We start from the raw sequence: 21,706 nt of genomic DNA on the forward strand, positions 1-21,706 counted from the left end.
CTTAGCCACGAACCCGCCGCATCGTCATCGAGTGCCGGAAGCGCGACGCGGGATGGGTGTTGATGGTGACCTGGGCGACCCGCCCGTCGGAGGTCGTGTAAGTCCGTTGCACCTGCAATGCCGGTGTCCCCGAATCGATCTCGAGCCCGGCCGCCAGGTCCGGGGAGATGACCACCGCGGCGATCTCCTGCTGGACCTCGACGATGCTGAGGCCGAACAGGTCCTCGATGAGCGGGAAGATGGGGCCCTCGTGGCGCTGCAGCAACCGGCCGACGCCGGCGAACGCGCGGTTGATGTAGTACTCGGTGCGGCAGAGCGCGTACCCAGGTGACTCCGTGGCGACGGCCCGCCGGAAGCCGCGCACGGTCAGCCATTGTTCGCCGGTCGTCAGCCCGGTCCGGGCGGACAGTTCGTCGTCGATGGTGACCATGGCGACCGATTCGATGGCGAATCGGGCGTCCGTCGCGAACGCCAGCAGGTCGTTGATCGACATGACGTGCTGGACGTAGGAGTCGGCCGACGGCCGCGGCACCACGAGGGTTCCGGTCCGTGGGCGCGACGACACCAGGTTGTCCTCGCGCAGGCGCCGCAGTGCCTCCCGAATGGTGTAGCGGCTCACCGCGAATCGCTCACACAGTTCGTGTTCGGTTGGCAATTGCGAGCCCACCGGATAGACGCCCTCCACGATCTCTTTCCGCAATGTGCGGGCGACCTGTAGGTATCGGTGGTCGACGACTCTGGCTTCGGTCATCTCTCCCCTTCAGGATCCCGCCGCAATGCCAGCACGCTGCCGTCGGCGTCCGCCGAGATGTACAGCGTGCCGTCCGGCCCGGCGGTGATACCGGCGAACGGGCCCTGCGGCCCGGAGAAGGGCGGCATCCCGAGCAGCGGCTTCGGCGTCACGCCGGGCGGCGCACCCACCGGCAGGCCCGACGCGATGGTGCGGCGCGCGCCGGTGTCCAGGTCGACGGCGACCAACTCCTTGGCGCCCGCGTCCACCACGTACAGCTGCCCGTCGCGCACCAGGATGCCCTGGGGCCGCTGCAGGTCGTCGCATACCGTGCCGCCCGCGCCGCCCAGTCGGACCACTCGCCCGGCGCCCGCCTCGGAAACCAGGCATCCCCCATCGGGGGTGATGGCCACCCCGACCGGTTCGCTCAGCCCGGTCGCGACCACCTCGACCGCGCCCGACCGGATGGACAGCACCCGTCCCGCGCCCAGTTCCGCCGCCACCACGGCACCGCCCGGGGCGACGGCAACCCCGTAGAGCTGATCGAAACCCTCTGCCATCACCTGGCTTTCGCTGCTGGCCGGCCGATAGCGGGCCACCTGCCCGTTGGAGGTGGTGACGACGAACTCGCCGTCGGCCACGGCGGCCAACCCGCGCAGGAAGCCCGGATAGCCCGGGCTGAACAGCATTCCGGCGGTTCGCAATGAACCGTGCTTGATGGGCGACGACCCGCTTTGCCCGGCTTCGCCGCGCTCGTGATCGTCGCCGGGCGAGAGGAGCACATAAAAGTACGTCCCGTCGGCGATGTAGAGATTGCCGTCGGAACCGACCGCCAGGTCCAGCGGCCAGTTCAGCCCGCCCGGCAGCACGGTCTGAGTACGGCCGTCGCCGAGGATCTCGGTGATCTCGCCGGTGAAGTTCGAGACGAACAACCGCTCACCTACGAACGTGAGGTTGTCCAGGCCGGGATTCAGCGTGGCCAGCACGGTCCGGTCGCCGTTGCGGGGGTCGATACGCAGCACCTGGCCGCTGTGTACCTGTGTCGACACGATGCGCCCGCGGGAATCGAACTTCACCGCGTCGGGGACACCCAGGTCACCGGCCACCCGCTCGGGTTCGCCGCCGGCGGGGTCGATGCGCCATATCTCGTTGGCCCCCATCAGCGGGAAATACAGCATGCCGTCGGGCCCGACCTCCATCGCGTTGGGCGACGGCGCGCTCTCCAGCAGCACGCGCGCCGCGCCGCCCGCCGGGTCGAGCTCGAGCAGGCGGCCGCCGTCGCGGCATTCGCCGATGAACAACCGGTCCCGGTGGAACGTGATGCCGTTGGCCGACGGCACGTCGTCGCGCAGCACCCGGGTGCGACCCGCCGCATCCCGCACGCTCACCCGGCCGTCCATGACCTCGGTCGCGAACAGGTTGCCGTCCGGGTCGAAGGCCACGTCGTCGGGCGCGATGATGTCGCCGCCCTTGGCGCTGACGACGTCCAGCCGACCGGTCGCAGAGTCGAGGGCGCTGATCTGGCTGCCGGTCACCTGGGCGATGTAGATGCGGCCGTCCGGGCCGGTGCGCAGGCCGTTCGCGCCGAAGAGCCGGCTCGGGGGCGTCAGGCGGGCGAGACTCCAGCCGTCGGCGACGCTCGGCGCCCGCTCGGCGGAGAAGCGACCCTGCGACTGTGACAATCCGGCCATCACCGCTCGCACGTTAGCAATCGACCAATAGTCCAGACAATAGCCTCGACCCGATGCAATCCGGCACTTGACGGGTCGCCATCCACGAGAGAATCATGCTCTCTGATGAGTGCACATCATTATCTTGTCCGGACAATTGGTTGACCCAATGGTAGGCGGCCTGCTGAGCCTGGACGGGCGCATCGTCGTGGTCTCCGGTGCGGCGGGGGGCGGCATCGGGACCACCGTCACCCGCATGGTCGCCGAGGCCGGTGCGACCGTGGTCGCGGTGAGCCGGGGGCAGGACAACCTCGACCGGCACCTCGGGCCGCTGCGGGCCGCGGGCCTGACCGTCGTGCCCGTCGCGGCCGACGCCTCCACCGAAGACGGGGTGCGGGCCACGATCGACGCCGTGCGGCGGGCCGACGGTGAACTGCACGGGCTGGTCAACGTCGCCGGCGGCGCGGACCCGTCGACGTGGATGCCGTCGACCCGGGTGACACGCGCCGACTGGCGCGACCTGTTCACCCGCAACCTCGAAACGATGTTCTTCATGAGTCAGGCGGTGGCCGCGGAACTGAAGGGCCTCGACCGTCCGGGCTCCATCGTGTCGATCTCGTCGATCAGCGGGATGAACACGGCGCCTTTCCACATCGCCTACGGCACAGCCAAAGCCGCGATCGTGGCGGCAACCCGCACCATGGCTCTCGAACTGGCCGACAGCGCGGCCCCGATCCGCGTGAACGCGGTCGCGCCGGGTGTGACCGAGACACCGGCGTCGGCCACCTATGTCGACTCCGATCCCGAGCGCGACCGCCGCGCCATCGCGATGGGTCGCCGCGGGCGGCCCGCGGAGGTGGCCAGTGCGGTCCTCTTCCTGCTGTCGGACCTGTCGAGCTACATCACCGGACAAACACTGCTGGTGGACGGCGGATTGAACCTCAAGTGGGGACACCTGGGCGCCGACAACACCTCTGTGTTCCTCAAGGACGAAACATTCCGCGCGGCGATCACGCGCTGGGACGGGTAGAAAGCGAGGGACCCGATGACACAGAACGGCGCGGCCGCGCCCGAGGAGCTGACCGGGCCGGTCACGATCCCGGTGGAGGCGTACCTCTCCGAGGAATACCTGCGCGCCGAGCGCGACAAGCTCTGGCGCAAGGTGTGGCAGCAAGTCGGGCGCGTGGAAGACCTGCCCAAGGTCGGCAGCTACCTCACCTACGACATCCTGGACGACTCCGTCGTCGTGATCCGCACCGGACCCGACACGCTCAAGGCTCACCACAATGTGTGCATGCACCGCGGGCGCAGGCTGGTCGACACCCCGGACGGCGCGAGAAACGCTTGCGGCCACAAGAAGTCGTTCGTGTGCGGGTTTCACGGCTGGACCTACGACCAGGACGGCGCCTGCACCCACGTGCCCGAGCGGCAGGACTGGCAGGGCGCCCTGACGCCGGAGAACACCCACCTGGCGCCGGTCAACGTCGACACCTGGGGCGGCTGGGTCTGGATCAACATGGATCCGGCGTGCGAGCCGTTGCGGGACTACCTCGAGCCCGCCGCGACAATGCTCGACCCGTTCCGCCTGCAGGACATGCGCTGCAAATGGCGGAAATGGCTGCATTTCGACTGCAATTGGAAGGTCGCGATGGAGGCCTTCAACGAGACCTACCACGTCGCCACCACCCATCCGCAGTTCAACAAATTCGGCAACTTCCGCGGCTGGGCGATGGCGCAGGGCAAGCACAGCAACATCGGCTACGACGCGCCCAAGGGGCTCGAAGAGACCAAATCGAAGATCCGCCTGGGCACCGGTGCGGACCCGCGGATTTCGACGGCCGAGATGCAGATCTACACGCTGGAGGAAACCAACGCCACCACCACCAAGACCCTGGTGGAGGCGGCGCGCCGGCTGGTCGACGAGCTGCCCGCGGACACCCCAGCGGGCCGGGTGCTCGAGCACTGGCTGTCCTCGGCGCGGCGCGACGACGCCGCGCGGGGCGTCGAGTGGCCGACCATCGACCCCGAACACCTGGCCAAGAGCGGGACCGCGTGGCAGATCTTCCCGAACTTCCAGATCGGCCAGGGCCTGACCACCGCGCTGTGCTACAGCGCCCGCCCCTTCGGCTACGACCCCGACAAGTGCATCTTCGAAGCCTCGTGCTACGAGCTCTACCCCAAAGGCGAAGAGCCGCAGACCGAATGGGTGTACGCACCGCCGGACGACCCGAACTGGCGCAGCGTGCTGCCGCAGGACTTCTCCAACATGGCCGCCGTCCAGAAAGGCATGAAGTCGTACGGCTTCCGTGGCCCCAAGCCCAACCCGTACATGGAACGTAGCACCGCCAACCTGCACCGCAACCTCGCCCGGTACCTGGGCACCGGTGCCCCGAAGGAACTAGCAACGGAGATACAACGATGAAGGTCAATCTTGGTTTCGGCGCGCACAACTCCCACGACTGGGAGCGCGTGCTCGCCGAAGACTTCAGCCGGCCGCCGGCCACCCCGGACTGGGAGTGCGTCCAGGCGACGCTGGCGATCGCCGACCTGGCGGAGCCGCTCGGGTTCGACGGCATCTGGATGCCCGAGCACTGCGGGACGCCATATGGCATGACGCCCAACCCCATTCAGGCGCTGAGCTATTTCGCCGGCCGCACCGAGCGGGTCGGCCTGGGCACCTTCGTGGTCGTCGCGCCGTGGTGGCATCCCGTCCGGCTAGCGCACCAGATCGCCTACCTCGATATCCTCTCCAACGGCCGCTACACCACGATCGGGATCGGCCGCGGGGTCTCGAAGGGAGAGTTCGACGCCGTCGGCGTGCCGCGGGAGGAGAGCAGGCAGCGGTTCAACGAAACCCTCGACATCCTGCAGCTCGCGTTCTCCGGCGAGCGGTTCTCCTACGAGGGGGAGATATTCAAGGTCCCCGAAATGTCGCTGCGCCCCGAACCGCTCAGCAGTGACCTGTTTTCACGCATCTACAGCTCGTCCTCGACCGCCGAGTCGCTGGAGATCCTGGCCCGCCGCGGCATGGTGCCGCTCTTCGTCGGCAACAAGCCGATCGAGGACGCCGGACGGGAAGTGCAGAAGGTCAACACGTTCCGCAAGGAGGAGGGCCTGCCGCCCTGCCAGCCGAAGAACGTGATGTTCATGTACTGCACCACCGGTGACCCCGCGGCATCCGAGGAGTGGATCTGGACGGCTAACCGCGACGTCACCGTGCACTACGGGTTCGCGGACGCCTCAAACTTCAAGGGCGTCAAGGGTTACGAGGCTTACGCCGCGCGGGAGGCGACCGCGACGGCCGTCCTCGCGTCGTCCGTCACCGGTGACGCCAAGGCCGGCCCGTCCAAGACGCCGGGCTACCACGCGTCGAACCTGCTGATCGGCACGCCGGAGGAGATCTTCAACCGGATCAAGGCCGCCCAGGAGGCGTGCTCGTTCGCGGAGCTGACAATCGTCCCGCAGTTCGGCACCATGCCCTACGCCGAAGCGATGGCCAGCACCCAACTGTTCGCCAAGGAGGTGCTGCCCGCCGTGCAGGAGATGGCCGCGCCCCTGCACGCCGCGGCGCTACCGGAGAACGCCCTGGCATGACGAACCCGGATTGCCCGCCATCGCAGACGCCGGACGACGTCGACTTCGAGGCGCTTCGCGAGAAGTACCGCCGGGAGCGCGAGAAGCGGCTGCGCCCGGAGGGATCCAAGCAGTACGTCGAACTGGTCGACGACTTCGCGGGATATTACGAAACCGACCCGCATTCACCGCCGTTGGTGCGGGATCCGATCTCGGCGGACATCGACGTCGCGGTGATCGGCGGCGGCTTCGGTGGCCTGCTGTGTGGCGCCTACCTGAAGAAGGCGGGCGTCGACGACGTCCGCATCATCGAGCTGGGTGGTGACTTCGGCGGGGTCTGGTACTGGAATCGGTACCCGGGCATCCAGTGCGACAACGAGTCCTATTGTTACGTGCCACTTCTCGAGGAGCTCAATTTCATTCCGTCGAAGAAGTTCGCCGACGGCGCCGAGATCTACGACCACTGCCGGCGCATCGGGAAGCACTACGGTCTCTACGACTCGGCCATCTTCTCCACCCAGGTCCGCGAGCTGCACTGGGACAAGCCCGGCAAGCGCTGGCGGATCAGCACGGACCGCGGCGACGACATCAGGGCCCGCTTCGTGGTGATGGCCTCGGGACCGTTCCACCGGCCCAAACTGCCCGGCATACCGGGGATCAACGACTTCGCGGGCCACAGCTTCCACTCCTCGCGCTGGGACTACGAGTACACCGGCGGGGACACGTCCGGTGGGTTGGACAAGCTCGCCGACAAACGCGTCGCGGTGGTGGGCACCGGCGCGACGGCCATCCAGATCGTGCCGTTCCTGGGCCGGCATGCCAAGCACCTCTACGTCTTTCAGCGCACGCCCTCTTCGGTCGGTGCGCGCAACAACGCGCCGACCGATCCGGAGTGGGTGAAGACGCTCAAGCCGGGCTGGCAGAAGGAGCGACAACGCAACTTCCATGCCTGGACGTTCGAGGGGATGGCGCTGGGCCAGCCGGATCTGGTCTGCGACTTCTGGACCGAGCTGGGCCGCAACACCGCGGCGCGGGTCCTCGCGCTGGCCGATCCGGCCGCCATGACGCCGGAGCAGTTCATGGCCATCCGTGACGAGGAAGACTTCAAAGTGATGGAGCGGCTGCGGCGCAGGGTCGAAAGCCTGGTCGAGGATCCCGAGACCGCCGAAGCGCTCAAGCCCTACTACCGGTTCCTGTGCAAGAGGCCGACCACCAACGACGAATACCTGCAGACCTTCAACCGTCCCAACGTGACCCTCCTCGACGTGTCGGCCAGCAAGGGCGTCGAGCGGGCGACCGCAAAGGGATTGGTGGCCAACGGTATTGAGTACGAGGTCGACTGCATCATCTACGCCAGCGGCTTCGAGATCACGACCGAGATCAGCCGCCGGTATTCCATCGACGCGATCGAAGGCCGCGACGAGGTGTCGCTCTTCGACTACTGGCACGACGGGTACAAGACGTTGCACGGGATGACGAGCCGCGGCTTTCCCAACCAGTTCTTCACCGGGTTCACGCAGGTGGGCATCTCCGCGAACATCGCCGCCAACTATGAACTGCAGGGCGAGCACATCGCCTACATCATTTCCGAGGCCCTGGCCCGCGGCGCGACCACCGTCGAACCCAGCGAGGCCGCCCAAGACCAGTGGTGCCAGACGGTCAAGGACACGGCGATCGACAACAGCCAATTCGACATGGAGTGCACGCCGGGCTATTACAACAACGAAGGTGGTGGCGGCGGCGAGGGCATCCGCTCCCACCTCGGCGAACCGTACGGGCCGGGGTTCTACGCCTTCAGCGACCTGCTGGCCGAATGGCGCGCCAAGGGTGACCTGGACGGCCTAGTGCTGGGATCGTGATGGCGCAACTGAGATTCGACGATCGGGTGGCGGTGGTGACCGGCGCCGGAAGGGGGCTGGGCCGCGAGTACGCGCTGCTGTTGGCCGCCCGCGGCGCCAAGGTCGTGGTCAACGACACGGGGGGCGCACTGACCGGCGCAGGCGCCGACGCCGGTCCCGCGCACGACGTGGTGAGCGAGATCAGGGCCGCGGGTGGCGACGCGGTCGCGTGCACCGAATCGGTCACCACGCCGCAGGGCGGCCAGGCGATCATCCAAGCCGCGCTGGACAACTACGGACGCATCGACGTCCTGATCCACAACGCCGGCAACGTCCGGCGGGGGTCCTTGAAGGAGATGAGCTACGAGGACTTCGACGCCGTCATCGACGTTCACCTCCGGGGCGCCTTCCACGTTGTGCGGCCGGCGTTACCGCTGATGTCCGACGCCCGCTACGGCCGCATCGTGTTGACCTCGTCGATCGGCGGCCTGTACGGCAACCACGGCGTCGCGAACTACGCCGCCGCCAAGGCGGGCCTGCTCGGTCTGTCCAATGTCGTCGCGCTGGAAGGCGCGGCTGACGGGGTGCTCTGCAACGTCATCGTGCCGTCGGCGGTGACGAGAATGGCCGAGGGACTGGACATCTCGGCCTATCCGCCGATGGGCACCGAGCTGGTTGCGCCCGTGGTGGGCTTGCTGGCGCACGAAAGTTGCCCGGTCACCGGTGAAATCCTGGTTGCCATCGCCGGTCGCGTGGCCCGCGCGGTGATCGCCGAGACCCCCGGCGTGCATCGATCGTCGTGGTCGATCGAGGACGTAGCCGAGCAGATCGACGCCGTCCGCTATCTGGCCGCGCCACTGGTGTTTCCCGTCGTGCCCGACGGGCACGGTGACCACATCCGCTACAGCTTCGGAACCGCGGCACGCAAGGAAGGCGCGCGCAATGTCTAGCCGCGGGGCCGGCCCCGGCCACCGCGGCGGCCCGCTCACGGGCGTGCGCGTGGTCGACCTCACCGCGATGGTGATGGGTCCCTACTGCACGCAGATCATGGCCGACATGGGCGCCGACGTCATCAAGGTCGAACCCCCGCAAGGCGACGACACGCGTTATGTGTCGGTCGGGCCGGCCCGGGGCATGGGTGGCGTCTTCGTCAACGTCAACCGCGGCAAGCGGGGGATCACCGTCGACCTGCAGTCGGACTCGGGCAAGGCCGTCCTGCGCGCGCTCATCGAACGGTCCGACGTTTTCATCCACTCGATGCGCTCCAAAGCGGTTGCCCGGCTGGGGTTCAGCTACGACGAGGTGGCGGCGATCAATCCGGGCATCGTCTACACCAACTGCTACGGCTACAGCCGGCGCGGCCCCAACAGGGACCTGCCCGCCTACGACGACACCATCCAGGCCGCGTGCGGGTTGCCATTCGTCCAAGAGCAGTTGACGGGTGAACCCAATTACGTCGGAACGATCATGGCCGACAAGGTCGCCGGTCTCACCGCGCTCTACGCCACCATGATGGCGTTGTTCCATCGCGAGCGCACCGGCGAGGGACAAGAGGTCGAAGTCGGCATGTTCGAGACGATGGCGTCGTTCATGCTCGTCGAACACGCCAACGGCGCCATGTTCGATCCGCCGCTGGGCCCCGCGGTGTATCCGCGGACGGTGGCGCCGAACCGGCGGCCGTACCGCACCAGTGACGGCTACATCGCCGCGCTGATCTACAACGACAAGCATTGGGCCGCCTTCATGGACGCGGTGCGGCCCCCGTGGCAGAGCGATCTGTACGCCACACTCGAGCGGCGCGCGCGCCAGATCGACGCCGTGTACGCGCTGCTGGCCGAGACAATGGCGCAGCGGACGACGCAGGAGTGGCTGGATCTGTTCCGCGAACTCGAGATACCGGCCGCGTCGCTGTCCAGCCCGGCGACCCTGTTCGACGACGAGCATCTCAACGCCGTCGGCTTTTTCGAGACCGTGCACACGCAGTACGGCCCGGTGCGGTTCCCCGGTGTGCCGACCTGGTTTTCCCGCACGCCGGGCCGCGTCGCCGGGCCGGCCCCGGAGCTCGGCGCGGATACCGAAGAGGTGCTCGAAGAGCTCGGGCTGGCCCTCGTCGATGTGAAGGCCGACGTGAAACCGGCCGGGCCCGTATAGCACGCGCGGCACCGGCCAAAAGCGAAGCGGGTCTTCGCGTGTCTCCGGTCGATCCGGCCGCATCGCCTTTAAGCTGGCTCCGATCAAGAGGAGGGGCAGCGACGTATCGGCATCAACTATGGCGCCGGGCGAGATGGTGGTCAGGGCGCGCTAACCGCGAGCGCTGAGCCGGGCGGGACCGATCCCGTGCCGGCCCGTCGTGCTCGGCAGCCCCGCTGGGTCGCTCCCGTGCGCAGGGCCGGTCGGCTGGCGATCTGGGACAAGCCGGAGCGACGCGGCGGCATTCCGGCACTCGATGGGTTGCGCGCGATAGCGGTCGCGCTGGTGCTGGTCGGCCATGGCGGTATCCCCGGCGTGAGCGGCGGATTCATCGGCGTCGACGTCTTCTTCGTGCTCAGCGGGTTCCTGATCACCTCGCTGCTTTTGGACGAGCTGGGACGCACCGGCCGTATTGAGCTGACCGGCTTCTGGATTCGCCGTGCGCGCCGGTTGCTGCCGGCCCTGATGTTGATGGTGCTCACGGTGGCGGCGGCCCGCCAACTGCTTCCCGATCGGTCCTTGACCGGCCTGCGCGACGACGCGATCGCGGCGTTCGTGTGGATGGCGAACTGGCGGTTCGTCGCTCAGAAGACCGACTACTTCACGCAGGGCGCCCCGCCGTCGCCGCTGCAGCACACCTGGTCACTTGGGGTCGAGGAGCAGTACTACTTCGTGTGGCCGGTGCTGCTGATCGCGGTGACGCTGCTGTTGGCCGCGCGAGCCAGGCGCCGCTCCACCCGGGCCACCGTGGGCGGGGTCCGTTTCGCCACGTTCGTCATCGCCACCGTCGGGGCGCTGGCTTCGGCCGCGGTCGCCATGGTGATGGTGTCCGACGACACGCGCGACCGCGTCTATTTCGGCACCGACACCCGCGCGCAGGCGCTGCTGACCGGCGCCGCGGCGGCGGCCCTGCTGGTCCGGGACTGGCCGTCACTGAACCGGGGCTGGTGCCTGATCCGGACCCGGTGGGCCCGGCGGGTCACCCGCGTTCTGCCGCTCGCCGGCTTGGCGGGCCTCGCGGCGGCGACTCATTACGCCACCGGCAGCAGCGGCGAGTTCCGCCACGGTCTGCTCCTCGGGGTCGCGATCGCCGCCGTCCTCGTGGTGGCGCCGGTGGCCCTGGAGCAGCGGGGAGCGGTCGCCCGCGTCCTGGCCGCGCCACCGCTGGTGTGGCTGGGCACCATCTCCTACGGCGTCTATCTGTGGCACTGGCCGATCTTTTTGGCGCTCAACGGCGAACGCACCGGCTGGAGCGGGCTGCCACTCTTCGCCGCCCGGTGCGGCGCGACGGTGGTGCTGGCCGCGGTGTCGTGGTGGCTGATCGAGCAACCCATCCGGCGCTGGCGGCCGGCGCGAGTGCCGCTGTTGCCGCTGGCGGCGGCGACGGGGGCCAGCGCCGCCGCGGTGACGCTGCTGGTGGTTCCGGTGGGGACCGGGCCCGGCCTGCGTGAGGCCGGGCTGCCGCCGGGAGTCTCGGCGGTCGCCGCGGTGTCTCCCTCCCCGCCGGGTGGCACCCCCCCTCCCGGCCCCCGGGACCCCAACCGGCCGTTCACCGTTTCGGTGTTCGGCGATTCGATCGGGTGGACGTGGATGCACTACCTGCCACCCACCCCGGGATTCGCGTTCCTCGACCACACCGTCATCGGCTGCAGCCTGGTGCGCGGCACGCCGTATCGCTACATCGGCCAAACCCTGCAGCAGAGAGCCGAATGCGACGGCTGGCCGATCCGATGGTCGAACCAGGTCAGCCAGGACCAGCCGGACGTCGCGCTGCTGATCATCGGCCGCTGGGAAACAGTCGACCGCGTCAACGAGGGGCAATGGACGCATATCGGTGACCCCACCTTCGACGCGTACCTCAACGGCGAGCTGGAGCGGGCGCTGAACATCGTGAGCTCCACCGGCGTTCGAGTGGTGGTCGCCACCGTGCCGTACAGCAGGGGCGGCGAAAAGCCGGACGGCCGGCTGTATCCGGAGGACCAGCCCGACCGGGTGAACCTGTGGAACACCATGCTGCGCAAGACCGTCAGCCACCATCCGAACGTCCAAATCCTGGACCTGAACAAAAAGCTTTGTCCGGACGGCGTGTACACCGCCAAGGTCGACGGCATCAAGGTGCGCAGCGACGGTGTGCACCTCACTCCCGAAGGGGTGAAGTGGTTGACGCCGTGGCTCGAGGAATCCCTGCGGTAGGCCCTAATCACCGGTGCGGCAGCTGATTTCCATGCTGTCGCTATCCCGTACTGCGAAGTTGAAGCTGACGTAGCCGTTCGCGGGGTTGCGCACCCGGTCCAGATACGGCTGGGTGTCTGCGGCGCTGGTGTTGTCGGCCACCACCAACGCCCCCGTCGACAGCCGCGGTTCGAGCAACTCGATCACCGGCAGATACAGGTCCTTCCAACCGTCCAGCAAGACGAAGTCAATCGACCCGTCCAGACCGGCCAGCGTGGCCAGCGCGTCTCCTTCGACGATGGTGATCACGTCATCCAGGCCGGTTTCGGCGAACGTCCGTCGCGCGGCGGCGATCTTGGTGTCGTTGAGCTCGGTCGTCACCACCTGTCCAGCGCCGTTGTCCCGCACCGCCGACGCCAGGTGGAGCGCGGAGATGCCGAACGACATCCCGAACTCGACGACCGTCGCCGGACGGGTCGAGCGCACCAGGGCGTAGAGCAGCCGGCCCGCTTCGGGTGTGACCGGGATGTAGAACTCGCTCATCGCGTCGGCGCGCTCCTGCGCGGTCATCGGCCGGTCGAAGTCGCCATGCCGCTGGCGTAACAGCGACATCTGGTTCTTCGCTTCGGTATACATGCGGTCGAGCACGCTCGCGACCTTCGGATCTTGCAGAGTGTTGGCCATGCTGTCGAGGGTAGGCGCCGGCGGTGGGCAACCGGCCGCGCGCAGGCCGGAGCGGCGGTGAGCTGCCGTAAGGGATATGTCAATCAGTTTGACGGGCCCTGGACCGCGGTGTAAAAAGGGTTTCGCAAGCACCTCGGTAGGTGAGGCGTCTGCATGGACACAGGCCACTGACCCCGAACGTCGAGAGACGCCCCGGGTCAGGACAGCTCTTCCCGGACCCAAGGGTTGAGCCCAAGTGGCTTCCGGAACGAGGAGCGATCGCAAGCGCGGCGAAGCCGGGCGAAGCGGGTCGCGACCGTCGATCATTTTCGGATACGCCGTGCAGTGCCGAAGCTCCGACGAGAGGGGTGCGCCGGCCGGCACGTCGCCGGCATTCGTGCCTCTCCCGTTTCAGGTGAAATGTGACACCCGCGTGTGTCGTGGCCGTGAGGAGGTGAGGGCGAGATGAGCGAGACCAGTCCAAGCGATAGTCCGTATCCCAATTCCGTCTTGTCCCGATCCGGTTCCGGCACTCCTTCTGCCGCCTGAGCTTTCACGGGCGTTCCGGTGATTCGCGCGCAATGCCTGCCCGCGAGCTGCCGCCCCTGACCCGCGCCATGAGCTGAGCCGATCGGACCTCCCCAAAGGAGAAGATCATGGCTTTTGTTGTCACACAACGCGTTCACGGTCGGACCGGTGGGCGCGGACGGGCGCTGCTGCGCTCGGCGCGGCTGCTGGCCGGCAAGGTGCACGCACGGACCACCCTGACTCCCCAGGAGCGGGCCAACCTGTACGTGTCACGGACGCCGATCGCGGTCGTCACCGCCTCGCTCGGCGGGCACGCCTCGACCGGCAACCGGCGGTGACGGATTCCATGAGAACACCGTGACCTCCGTCTCTTCTGAGGCCGTCGGCGCCGTCAACGCCGCTGCGCCAACGCATTCCGATGCCGCCCAGACCGGCGACATCGTCGGCGCGTTCGGCCGTATCCGGCGTGACGGCGCCGGCGCATCGGGTGGGCGCTGGCGCCGTGTGCGCACGCTGCTCGTCATCAGCGGTCCCGGGCTGATCGTCATGGTCGGCGACAACGACGCGGGCGGTGTCGCGACCTACGCCCAGGCCGGGCAGAACTACGGGATGGCCCTGCTATGGACGCTGGCGCTGCTGATTCCGGTGCTGTACGTGAACCAGGAAATGGTGCTCCGGCTCGGCGCCGTCACCCGGGTCGGTCACGCGCGGTTGATCTTCGAGCGCTTCGGCAAATTCTGGGGCGCGTTCAGCGTCGGTGACCTGCTGATCCTGAACGCCCTGACGATCGTCACCGAATTCATCGGCGTCGCACTGGCGCTCGGGTTTCTGGGCTGCCCGAAGGTGATTGCGATCCCGGCCGCCGCCGTCCTGCTGTTCGCGGTGGTGGCCGGCGGGTCGTTTCGCCGGTGGGAAGGGCTGATGTTCCTGCTGATCGCGGTGAACGTACTCGTCATCCCGATGGTGCTGTTGGTGCACCCGACAGCCAGAGGGGTTGCCGGCGGCCTCGTTCCGCGATTCGCGGACGGAGTCAACTCCACGGTGCTGCTGTTGGTGATCGCGATCGTGGGCACCACGGTGGCGCCCTGGCAGTTGTTCTTCCAGCAGTCCAACGTGGTGGACAAGCGCATCACCGCCCGCTGGATGTCCTATGCCCGAGCCGATTTGGTGATCGGGATCGTCGTGGTCATGGTCGGTGCGACGGCCCTGATGGCGGTCGCCGCCTTCGGCTTGGCCGGCACCACCGACGTGGGTCACTTCACCGACGCCGGCGCGGTGGCGGCCGGATTGTCCAAGCACCTCGGCGGCACGGTCGGGACGCTGTTCGCGATCATCCTGCTCGACGCGTCGCTGATCGGGGCCAACGCCATCGGGTTGGCCACCACCTATGCCATCGGGGACGCGATGGGCAGGCGGCACTCGCTGCACTGGAAAATCACCGAGGCCCCCTTGTTCTACGGCGGTTACGCCCTGCTGCTCGCGGTGTCGGCGGCGGTCGCGTTCAGCCCCGACCACATCCTCGGTCTGGTGACCCAGGGTGTGCAGGCGCTGGCCGGTGTCCTGCTGCCCTCGGCGACGGTCTTCCTCGTGCTGCTATGCAACGACCGGGCGGTGCTGGGCCCGTGGGCGAACAGTGTGCGGCAGAACATCGTCGCGTGGACCATCGTGTGGTCGCTGGTGCTGCTGTCGCTGGCGTTGACGGCGACGACGTTCTTCCCGGGGCTGTCGACGTCCACCATCGAGACCGGCCTCGCGGTCGGCGCGGCGATCGGCGTCGTCGGCGGCGCCGCCGTCATCATCGCCGGCCGCCGCTATACCGGGCTCCGCGACGCGGAAGCCGTCGTGCGGACGCTTGGGGGCGGCCTCGACCCTGAGGAGGTCGACGAGCTCGACGACACCCCGACGCTCACGCGTGCCGAGCGGCGCGCCGTGCGCCGGCAGGACCGGATGACGTGGCAGACCCCCAGCCTCGCGGGTCTGGCGCGCCCGGCCATGTCGCCGACCCGCCGGGCTGGGCTGTTCACCCTGCGCGCTTACCTGGTCGTGGCGGTCGCGCTGGTGGTCGTCAAGATCGTGCAGGCCGGCGTGGTGGGCCCGGCCGCCTCATTGTGAAACGTTGGGCAGCAGAACGATTTTGCCGCGGGTGTGCCGCTTCTCCGAATCTTCGTAGGCGTCGGCGACCCGATCCAGCGGATAGGTGGCGGCGACCTCGAAATCGATGGTGCCGCTGACGACGAGGTCGGCCATCTCGGCCAGCACCTCCGGGGTCGACGCCTCGGCGCTGCCTTCGGTCTTGGCGCCGACTTCGCCGGCCTTCTGAAACGAGATGATGGTGTCGATTCGCTCGGGTGCGACGCCGAGGTCGACGGCGAGCTGCACGTATTCGGGGCCGAACAGATCGATGAATGCGTCGATGCCGGTGGGCGCCGTCGCGCGCAGCCGATCGGCCAGGCCGTCGCCATATGGGATCGGGGTGACGCCGTGAGCCCGCAGCCAGTCGGCGTTGCCCGGCCCGGCGATGCCGAGCACCCGCGCCTTCCGCAGCACCAGAAGTTGCACGACGAGGCTGCCCACCCCGCCCGCCGCCGCTGAGACGGCCACGGTCTCACCCGGTTGCGGCGCCACCGCGCGGACGGCCGCGTACGCGGTCACGCCGACGACATAGAGCGAACCCGCTACTTCCCAACTGAGTTCGGACGGTTTGCGAATCAGCTGGCCGACCGGCACCGCGGCATGGGTCGCGTGGCTGGAGCGGCGAAAGCTGAACCCCAAAACCTCGTCGCCGACCGAGAATTCGGTGACCCCGGGGCCGAGCGCGGTCACCACGCCGGCGAGGTCGCTGCCCTCGCCGGACGGAAACGTCGCGGGAAACATCTCATGTATCGCCCCGGTTCGGATGGCGGCCTCGCCGGGGTTGATCCCGGCGGCGCGGACCTCGACGAGCACCTCGCCGGGCGCGGGGGCGGGCATGTCGATTTTCGCCACGTACAGCACCTCGCGGCCCCCGTACCGGTCGAACCGAACGGCGCGCGCAGTCGCAGCCGTCATCTCGATCTCCTCCCCGCCACGCCCATGGCCTCCCACGCCAGCATAGGCACTGGAAAACGGGTACCCAGTGGCCGTCGCGCGTGCGTATGTTCGAGTGCGCCGCCGGCTAGGACCTGGAAGGAATGGCCATGGAGGTTGCTCGCATCGGTGTCGCCGGATGGGCGATCGCCACCGTCGTGGCCGGCGCGGCGCTTACCGGCTGCGGGGGCAGCAACAACGCGTCCCCGACTGACTCGAGTTCCGCTGCGCCCTCGACAAGTTCCAGCGTCGCCAGCCCGTCGCCGGGACAACCCACGGATTACAGCGCACTACTGATCAAGCCGGCCGACATCGGCGGCGATCTCACCGCCCCGCAGCCGCCGGTGCTGAACCCCAACAATGCGCCCGGGGTGGCTCAGCTGTTCGCGAGCGCCGATAACAGCCGGCGAATCGGCGACAGCATCCTGATTGTCGCCGATCCCGCGACGGCGGCGGCCGGAATCGCCAGGACCAGGGCCAATTACGGCGGCAAGGTCAACGGCACGTGGCAGCCGATCGACGTCGGCTCCAACGGGACCATGATCTCCGGTACGTCGCCCGACACCGCACGAGCGGTGACGGTGTTGCTGTTCAGCGAGGGCAGGGCCCTGATTAATCTCGAATTCCACAGCGCGCCCGGCGATCCGATCGATCCGGCCATGGCCGCCGATATCGGGCGCAAGCAGGACGCCGTCATCAAGAAGGCTCTGCCCGGCTAGGCCCGCCTCATCTACAGCAGGCCGAGCAACCGCAGATCGAAAACATACTTGGCGATCAAGTCCGCCGATAGATGCGGAATGTCTTTATCCGCACCGAGTTTGGCGGCCTGGACCGCTCCGCGGAAGACTTCCGTCGGGGCCGGCGCGCCACGCAGTGGCCTCTCCGGCTTCCGGTACGCGTCCAGCAACGGCAGCACGGACTGTTGGCGCTGTTTGTCCGGGAGGGCTCGAAGCGCGGTGCCGAAGCGACCGAGCCACTCGTCGTAGTTGTCGATGCGCCGGATATCGTGGCGGTCGGCGATCAGCCAGTCCACGAACACGTCCAGGGAGATCCCGTCGTCGTGCGGGTTCATCACGTCATAGGAGCGAAACACCCCGGCGGATCCCGCATCGTCGGCGCCGGTCGCGATCTGCTCGCCGAGCGCGGTCACCGCTTCGGCCACGAAGTCGGCGGGCAGCCCGTCGTAATGTGCGACTGGCCGGCCACCGCCGTCGGTGGTTTCGTAGAACGACGACGGCGCGATGCCGGTGACGAGCAAGCTGAAGATCAGCCGCGTGAAGGCGTCCGGCACGTTCAGCTGTCCGGCGTAGCGGCTGTGGGCGAGGATCATGTCGGACCGGAAGACGGCGACGGGCAGCTCGCACAGGTCGTGTGCCTCGCGCAGCAGCACCTCGCCGGCCCACTTGCTGTTGGCGTACCCGTTGGCGTAGCTGCCCTCGACCGGCCGGACCGGGCTGATCGTGCGGATGTCGCCGTCCTCTTTGAAGTCGGCCGGGTCAACTGACATGGCCACCGCGACCGTCGACAGGTAGGTCACCGGCTTGATGCGGGTGGTGATCGCCAGGCGGATAATCTCGGCGGTGCCAACGACATTGGGCCCGAACAGCTGGTCGTAGGGCAGGATGTGGTTGACCAGCGCCGCCGGGTGGACGATCAAGTCCACGGTGCGGGCCAGCCCGTCCCACGTCGCCTGGTCCAGCCCCAGATTCGGCTCACCGATATCGCCGGCGATGACCTCGAGATGATCGGCCGCGAGCTCGCGGAACCGCTCGAGCAGGTGCGGATCGCCGCTGCGGTAGACATCCTCGAGCCGCTTGGCGGCGGCCGCGGCGTCGGTGCCGCGCACGATGCAGACCAGTTTTCCGCCCGTCTCGGCGAGCCGCTCCAGCCATTCCAGGCACAGGAAGCGGCCCAGATAGCCGTTGGCACCGGTCAACAGGACGGTGTGCGGCGTGCCGGTGGCTCGCGGCAGGACCGGGGCGCCGGCCAACGTTTTCGCGTCGATGAACTTGTCAAGGGTGAGGTCGGCGGCGCGGACCTCGGTGGCGTCCCGCCCGTGCACCGACCCGAATGTCGTTCGCCTGGATGCCGTTCGGCGTTCGACCTCAACGTATTCCGCAAGCTGACCCAAATCGGTGGCCGGGCCGATGATCATGCCCACCGGCACCTCGACGTCGAAGATGTCCTGCAACAGGTTGGAGAAGGTCAAGGCCGACAGGGAATCTCCGCCGAGTTCGATGAACAGGGCATCGGGTTCGGGCGGGCCGCCGGCCAGGCCGAGCAGCGCTTCGGCGGCGCGGGCCAGCGTGTCGATGACCGGGCGGTCGGCCGCCCCCTCGCGCAGCGCGCGGAGCTCGGTCACCCGGTTGGCGGCCAGCTCCGCATACAGCTGCTCGAGCCGGTCGCCGTAGTGCTCCTTGAGCTTCGGCCGGAGCAACTTGCCCACGCCGGACAGCAGCCCGTTGTCCTCGCTGAACGGCTCGGCCTCGACGAGAAAGTCGACGGGCACCTCGTAGGACTGCAGCTCGGCGAGTTTGCCTGACTGGCGCAGTGATTCGCGCAGGGCAGCCTTGAGCCCGTCGGGGTCGCCGGCGAACCTGTCCAGCGCGTCGGCGGTCGGCACCACGACGGCCAACAGATACGGGCGTTCGCTGTTGCCGTAGATGAAGATCTGGCGGACCAGGGCCGCGCTGCTGAACACGGCCTCCAGGCGCGCGACGGCGACGAATTCGCCTTGGGCGAGCTTCAATACGTTGTTGCGCCGGTCGACGTAGGTGAGCCGACCCGGCTCCAGCTCGGCCATCACGTCCCCGGTCCGGTAATAGCCTTGTTCGTCGAAGGCATTGGCGGTGACATCCGGGCGCTTGAAGTATCCGGGCGTCGCCGTCAGCGACTTGACCAGCAGCTCGCCCCGCGGGAACGGTTTGTCGGTAAGGAAATAACCCAGTTCGGGGACGTCGATGAGCTTGTATCCCAGAACCGGCGGCGCGGCGATCCGGCCGTCCTTGGTCACCATCCCGACCTCCGTCAGCCCGTAGCCGTCGAGGACGTGCACGTCCAGGCAGGTCTCCACAAAGCTGCGCATCTCCGCCGCAAGCGGCGCGGTGCCACAGAACGCGGTGATGATGCGTCCGCCCAGAACCTCCTCGCGCAACTCAGCCCGCGCCTCGGCCTCGGCGAATGCCGGGTCGGTCCCCTGGAAGACCCGCCGGTCGACGGCGCTTTGGTAGCGCTGGTACAGCATCTCCGCCACCCGCGGCACCAGCCCCATTTCGGTGGGGCGCACCAGGTTCCAATCTTCGAAGAGTGTGGACAGGTCACTTTCGGGAACGAAGTAACTGGTGCCGCCCGCTTGGAACGCGGTCGACAACGGTATCCGGCCACCGAGGTGATTGAGCGGCATGAAGTTGACGTTGAGCACGGGCGTGTCCGCGAAGTCGGGCATCAGCTCGTTGGTCCACAGCTTGCACAGCATGCGCTCGGTGTACATGGCGCCCTTGGGCAGTCCGGTGCTCCCCGATGTGTACATGATCATGGCCAGACGCTGGTCGGTGTCGCCGGTGTACCCCGGCTCGGGCGGCAGGGCGCGACCCCGCTCGATCAACTCGTCGAACGTCTCGATCGTCACCGCCATCCCGGCCGCCGACAGCTTCGCGCGAGCGCGCTCCAAAGCCTCGCGCTGATCGTCGATTTGGGGGGAGTAGTCGAAAACCACCAACCGCCGCAACGACGTGCTGCCCAGCGCTGCCTCGACAGCCAGGTCCAGGTAGCCGGCGCCAGCCGCGAGCACCCGTGGCTCCACCTCGGCGACGATCGGCTGCAACCGTGAGGCCGCCGCGTTGTGCTGCAGCGGCACCGCCACCAGGCCGAGATAGGCGCACACCAGATCGAGGGTCAGGTACTCCGCGCTGGCGAAACCGACTGTGGCGACGAAGTCTCCAGGTGTCACAGGATCGGCCGCGTCGTGCCGCCAAGCGCTGGCGATCGCGCCCACGTTGGCCCACAGGTCGCGGTAGCTGATGGTGTCGAACCGGGGGAGTAGCTGCGCGGTGATGCGGCCGGTCGCCGGATCGGTGACGAGCGACCGCGCCCGCCAACCCAGCGCCGGACGATCGGCATAGCCCTCGACGAAGGTCTGCAGGATCTGTGTCAGGCGAAGCTCCGGTTCGCGGGCCGCTCGTTGCAGTGCGGCATTCGGTTTGGTGCTGCGGAACTGTTCGTCCGTCGCGTCCAGTCGGCGAATGCGTTCGGCAACCCGCTTCCGCGCCGGACCAATCGAACCCGCGATGGTGGATTCTTGTTGTTCCGCATCACCGGTCATGGCCAGCCTCCCGTTCGGATCCTCGTCTACCGGGAACCCACCGGTACGGGCCAGTCTTCCGTTCAATGGTTGTGACGGTTGTCACACCAGCGAGCGGAGGGGTGCGGGCAGCGCCCCTATGCCACGACCTGGATGGGGTCGCCCACGTTCACCTGGTTGAAATACCAGGCGGCGTTATCAGGGCTGAGGTTGATGCAGCCATGGCTCACGTTGGCGTAACCCTGTGAGTCAACCGACCAGGGGGCCGAGTGCACGTAGACGCCGCTCCAGGTGACGCGAACCGCATAACTGGCGGTGATCTTGTACCCCTCGGGCGAGCTGAGCGGGATGCCGATGGTCCGTGAGTCCATGACCACGGTGCGCTGCTTTTCCAGGGCGGTGAAGCTGCCGATCGGTGTGGGCCGGCTGGGCTTGCCCATCGACGCCGGCATGGTGCGCAGCACTTCTCCGTTCCGGCTGACGGTGAAGGTGTGCGCGGAGATGCTGGCGACACCGAGTAACGCGTCACCGGTGTCGAATCCCGTGGTCAGGGCCTGAATGCCCACCGAGACGTGGGTGTGGGCGGGCCAGTACTGGTTCGGAACCCACTGCACGACGTTGTTCTCTACCCACTCGAAGTGTCCGGGCGTGTTGCTCGGTGACATGACGTGGATGGACCGCTCGGCGGCGTCTCGATCCCTGATCGGCGCGGTGAACGTCACCACGACCGGGTGCGCCACGCCCACGACCGAGCCGTCAGCCGGCAAAACCGAGGCAACCGCCGGGGCGGGCGGCGGTACCGGGACGGACGCGTGGCTGCGGCCGATCGGTCCGATCAAACCCAACGCCGTGATCGCGACCATAACAAATAGATAACGAACACCTCGACGCATAGCGCCCGCCCTTCGAGATGGTGCGATTAACACGACTGTATTCTACCGGCTGCTCCCGCACTGCCGCTTTCAGCAAACTTTTG

General features: G+C 67.9%; 16 protein-coding genes and 1 riboswitch. Of the genes, 10 read left to right on the forward strand and 6 right to left on the reverse strand.

Annotated elements, in window-relative coordinates; genetic code table 11:
• Position 1 precedes the first annotated feature (1 nt).
• On the reverse strand, positions 2 to 751 hold the full coding sequence (locus tag A5758_RS06815; protein WP_067738054.1) for a GntR family transcriptional regulator: 750 nt from the start codon (positions 749 to 751) through the stop codon (positions 2 to 4).
• Complete coding sequence (locus A5758_RS06820) at positions 748 to 2,421, reverse strand: SMP-30/gluconolactonase/LRE family protein (RefSeq protein ID WP_067738057.1); 1,674 nt, start codon at positions 2,419 to 2,421, stop codon at positions 748 to 750. Before A5758_RS06820 ends, A5758_RS06815 begins: the two co-directional genes overlap by 4 nt.
• A gap of 148 nt (positions 2,422 to 2,569) precedes the next feature.
• On the opposite strand from A5758_RS06820, the gene A5758_RS06825 reads away from it, so the two are divergent.
• The 7 genes from A5758_RS06825 to A5758_RS06855 all read left to right on the forward strand — a co-directional run bounded on the left by A5758_RS06825 (position 2,570) and on the right by A5758_RS06855 (position 12,194).
• Positions 2,570 to 3,430, forward strand: a complete 861-nt coding sequence (locus A5758_RS06825) for an SDR family NAD(P)-dependent oxidoreductase (RefSeq protein WP_067204945.1) — start codon at positions 2,570 to 2,572, stop codon at positions 3,428 to 3,430.
• Between the two features lie 15 nt (positions 3,431 to 3,445).
• A complete protein-coding gene (locus tag A5758_RS06830; RefSeq protein WP_067738060.1) occupies positions 3,446 to 4,822 on the forward strand; it encodes an SRPBCC family protein in 1,377 nt (458 codons plus the stop codon).
• Positions 4,819 to 5,994, forward strand: coding sequence for an LLM class flavin-dependent oxidoreductase (locus A5758_RS06835; protein ID WP_067738063.1), 1,176 nt, complete (start codon positions 4,819 to 4,821; stop codon positions 5,992 to 5,994). Before A5758_RS06830 ends, A5758_RS06835 begins: the two co-directional genes overlap by 4 nt.
• Complete coding sequence (locus tag A5758_RS06840; protein WP_067738074.1) at positions 5,991 to 7,832, forward strand: NAD(P)/FAD-dependent oxidoreductase; 1,842 nt, start codon at positions 5,991 to 5,993, stop codon at positions 7,830 to 7,832. The genes A5758_RS06835 and A5758_RS06840 overlap by 4 nt, the downstream gene beginning before the upstream one ends.
• Positions 7,832 to 8,761, forward strand: a complete 930-nt coding sequence (locus tag A5758_RS06845; RefSeq protein WP_067738077.1) for an SDR family NAD(P)-dependent oxidoreductase — start codon at positions 7,832 to 7,834, stop codon at positions 8,759 to 8,761. The genes A5758_RS06840 and A5758_RS06845 overlap by 1 nt, the downstream gene beginning before the upstream one ends.
• Positions 8,754 to 9,962: a CaiB/BaiF CoA-transferase family protein gene (locus tag A5758_RS06850; RefSeq protein ID WP_067738080.1), complete on the forward strand. Its 1,209-nt coding sequence runs from the start codon at positions 8,754 to 8,756 to the stop codon at positions 9,960 to 9,962. The genes A5758_RS06845 and A5758_RS06850 overlap by 8 nt, the downstream gene beginning before the upstream one ends.
• A 186-nt stretch (positions 9,963 to 10,148) precedes the next feature.
• Positions 10,149 to 12,194 (forward strand): acyltransferase family protein, encoded by a 2,046-nt coding sequence (locus A5758_RS06855; protein ID WP_156622520.1) that lies wholly within the window; start codon positions 10,149 to 10,151, stop codon positions 12,192 to 12,194.
• Between the two features lie 3 nt (positions 12,195 to 12,197).
• Here the strand turns inward: A5758_RS06855 and A5758_RS06860 are convergent, their stop codons facing one another.
• Positions 12,198 to 12,857: an O-methyltransferase gene (locus A5758_RS06860; RefSeq protein ID WP_067738086.1), complete on the reverse strand. Its 660-nt coding sequence runs from the start codon at positions 12,855 to 12,857 to the stop codon at positions 12,198 to 12,200.
• Between the two features lie 125 nt (positions 12,858 to 12,982).
• A riboswitch (M-box (ykoK) riboswitch) is annotated at positions 12,983 to 13,211 on the forward strand.
• A 281-nt stretch (positions 13,212 to 13,492) separates the two neighbouring features.
• On the opposite strand from A5758_RS06860, the gene A5758_RS06865 reads away from it, so the two are divergent.
• Both A5758_RS06865 and A5758_RS06870 read left to right on the forward strand, forming a co-directional pair.
• Positions 13,493 to 13,702, forward strand: coding sequence for a hypothetical protein (locus A5758_RS06865; RefSeq protein ID WP_067204917.1), 210 nt, complete (start codon positions 13,493 to 13,495; stop codon positions 13,700 to 13,702).
• A gap of 19 nt (positions 13,703 to 13,721) precedes the next feature.
• Positions 13,722 to 15,476 (forward strand): NRAMP family divalent metal transporter, encoded by a 1,755-nt coding sequence (locus A5758_RS06870; RefSeq protein ID WP_067738088.1) that lies wholly within the window; start codon positions 13,722 to 13,724, stop codon positions 15,474 to 15,476.
• On the opposite strand, the gene A5758_RS06875 is transcribed toward A5758_RS06870, so the two are convergent.
• Positions 15,468 to 16,412, reverse strand: a complete 945-nt coding sequence (locus A5758_RS06875) for an NADP-dependent oxidoreductase (protein ID WP_067738091.1) — start codon at positions 16,410 to 16,412, stop codon at positions 15,468 to 15,470. The genes A5758_RS06870 and A5758_RS06875 overlap by 9 nt on opposite strands.
• A gap of 128 nt (positions 16,413 to 16,540) precedes the next feature.
• Here A5758_RS06875 and A5758_RS06880 point away from each other — a divergent pair, with 128 nt between their 5' ends.
• Entirely contained in the window at positions 16,541 to 17,149 is a 609-nt protein-coding gene (locus A5758_RS06880) for a hypothetical protein (protein WP_067738380.1), read from the forward strand.
• Between the two features lie 11 nt (positions 17,150 to 17,160).
• On the opposite strand, the gene car is transcribed toward A5758_RS06880, so the two are convergent.
• Positions 17,161 to 20,751, reverse strand: a complete 3,591-nt coding sequence (gene car, locus A5758_RS06885) for a carboxylic acid reductase (protein ID WP_082939609.1) — start codon at positions 20,749 to 20,751, stop codon at positions 17,161 to 17,163.
• 116 nt (positions 20,752 to 20,867) lie between these two features.
• Positions 20,868 to 21,623 (reverse strand): L,D-transpeptidase, encoded by a 756-nt coding sequence (locus A5758_RS06890; protein ID WP_067738093.1) that lies wholly within the window; start codon positions 21,621 to 21,623, stop codon positions 20,868 to 20,870.
• Between the last annotated feature and the right edge of the window lie 83 nt (positions 21,624 to 21,706).

It is taken from the genome of Mycobacterium sp. 852014-50255_SCH5639931, from assembly GCF_001665605.1.
Classification (GTDB): Bacteria; Actinomycetota; Actinomycetes; order Mycobacteriales; family Mycobacteriaceae; genus Mycobacterium; species Mycobacterium paraffinicum.

Excerpts from the sequence above, each read along its gene's own strand:
- A5758_RS06840 (WP_067738074.1), top strand. The coding sequence starts at position 5,991 with ATGACGAACCCGGATTGCCCGCCATCGCAGACGCCGGACGACGTCGAC.
- A5758_RS06875 (WP_067738091.1), bottom strand. The coding sequence starts at position 16,412 with ATGACGGCTGCGACTGCGCGCGCCGTTCGGTTCGACCGGTACGGGGGC.
- A5758_RS06835 (WP_067738063.1), top strand. The coding sequence starts at position 4,819 with ATGAAGGTCAATCTTGGTTTCGGCGCGCACAACTCCCACGACTGGGAG.
- car (WP_082939609.1), bottom strand. The coding sequence starts at position 20,751 with ATGACCGGTGATGCGGAACAACAAGAATCCACCATCGCGGGTTCGATT.
- A5758_RS06820 (WP_067738057.1), bottom strand. The coding sequence starts at position 2,421 with ATGGCCGGATTGTCACAGTCGCAGGGTCGCTTCTCCGCCGAGCGGGCG.
- A5758_RS06860 (WP_067738086.1), bottom strand. The coding sequence starts at position 12,857 with ATGGCCAACACTCTGCAAGATCCGAAGGTCGCGAGCGTGCTCGACCGC.
- A5758_RS06850 (WP_067738080.1), top strand. The coding sequence starts at position 8,754 with ATGTCTAGCCGCGGGGCCGGCCCCGGCCACCGCGGCGGCCCGCTCACG.
- A5758_RS06865 (WP_067204917.1), top strand. The coding sequence starts at position 13,493 with ATGGCTTTTGTTGTCACACAACGCGTTCACGGTCGGACCGGTGGGCGC.
- A5758_RS06815 (WP_067738054.1), bottom strand. The coding sequence starts at position 751 with ATGACCGAAGCCAGAGTCGTCGACCACCGATACCTACAGGTCGCCCGC.
- A5758_RS06880 (WP_067738380.1), top strand. The coding sequence starts at position 16,541 with ATGGAGGTTGCTCGCATCGGTGTCGCCGGATGGGCGATCGCCACCGTC.
- A5758_RS06830 (WP_067738060.1), top strand. The coding sequence starts at position 3,446 with ATGACACAGAACGGCGCGGCCGCGCCCGAGGAGCTGACCGGGCCGGTC.
- A5758_RS06890 (WP_067738093.1), bottom strand. The coding sequence starts at position 21,623 with ATGCGTCGAGGTGTTCGTTATCTATTTGTTATGGTCGCGATCACGGCG.
- A5758_RS06845 (WP_067738077.1), top strand. The coding sequence starts at position 7,832 with ATGGCGCAACTGAGATTCGACGATCGGGTGGCGGTGGTGACCGGCGCC.
- A5758_RS06825 (WP_067204945.1), top strand. The coding sequence starts at position 2,570 with ATGGTAGGCGGCCTGCTGAGCCTGGACGGGCGCATCGTCGTGGTCTCC.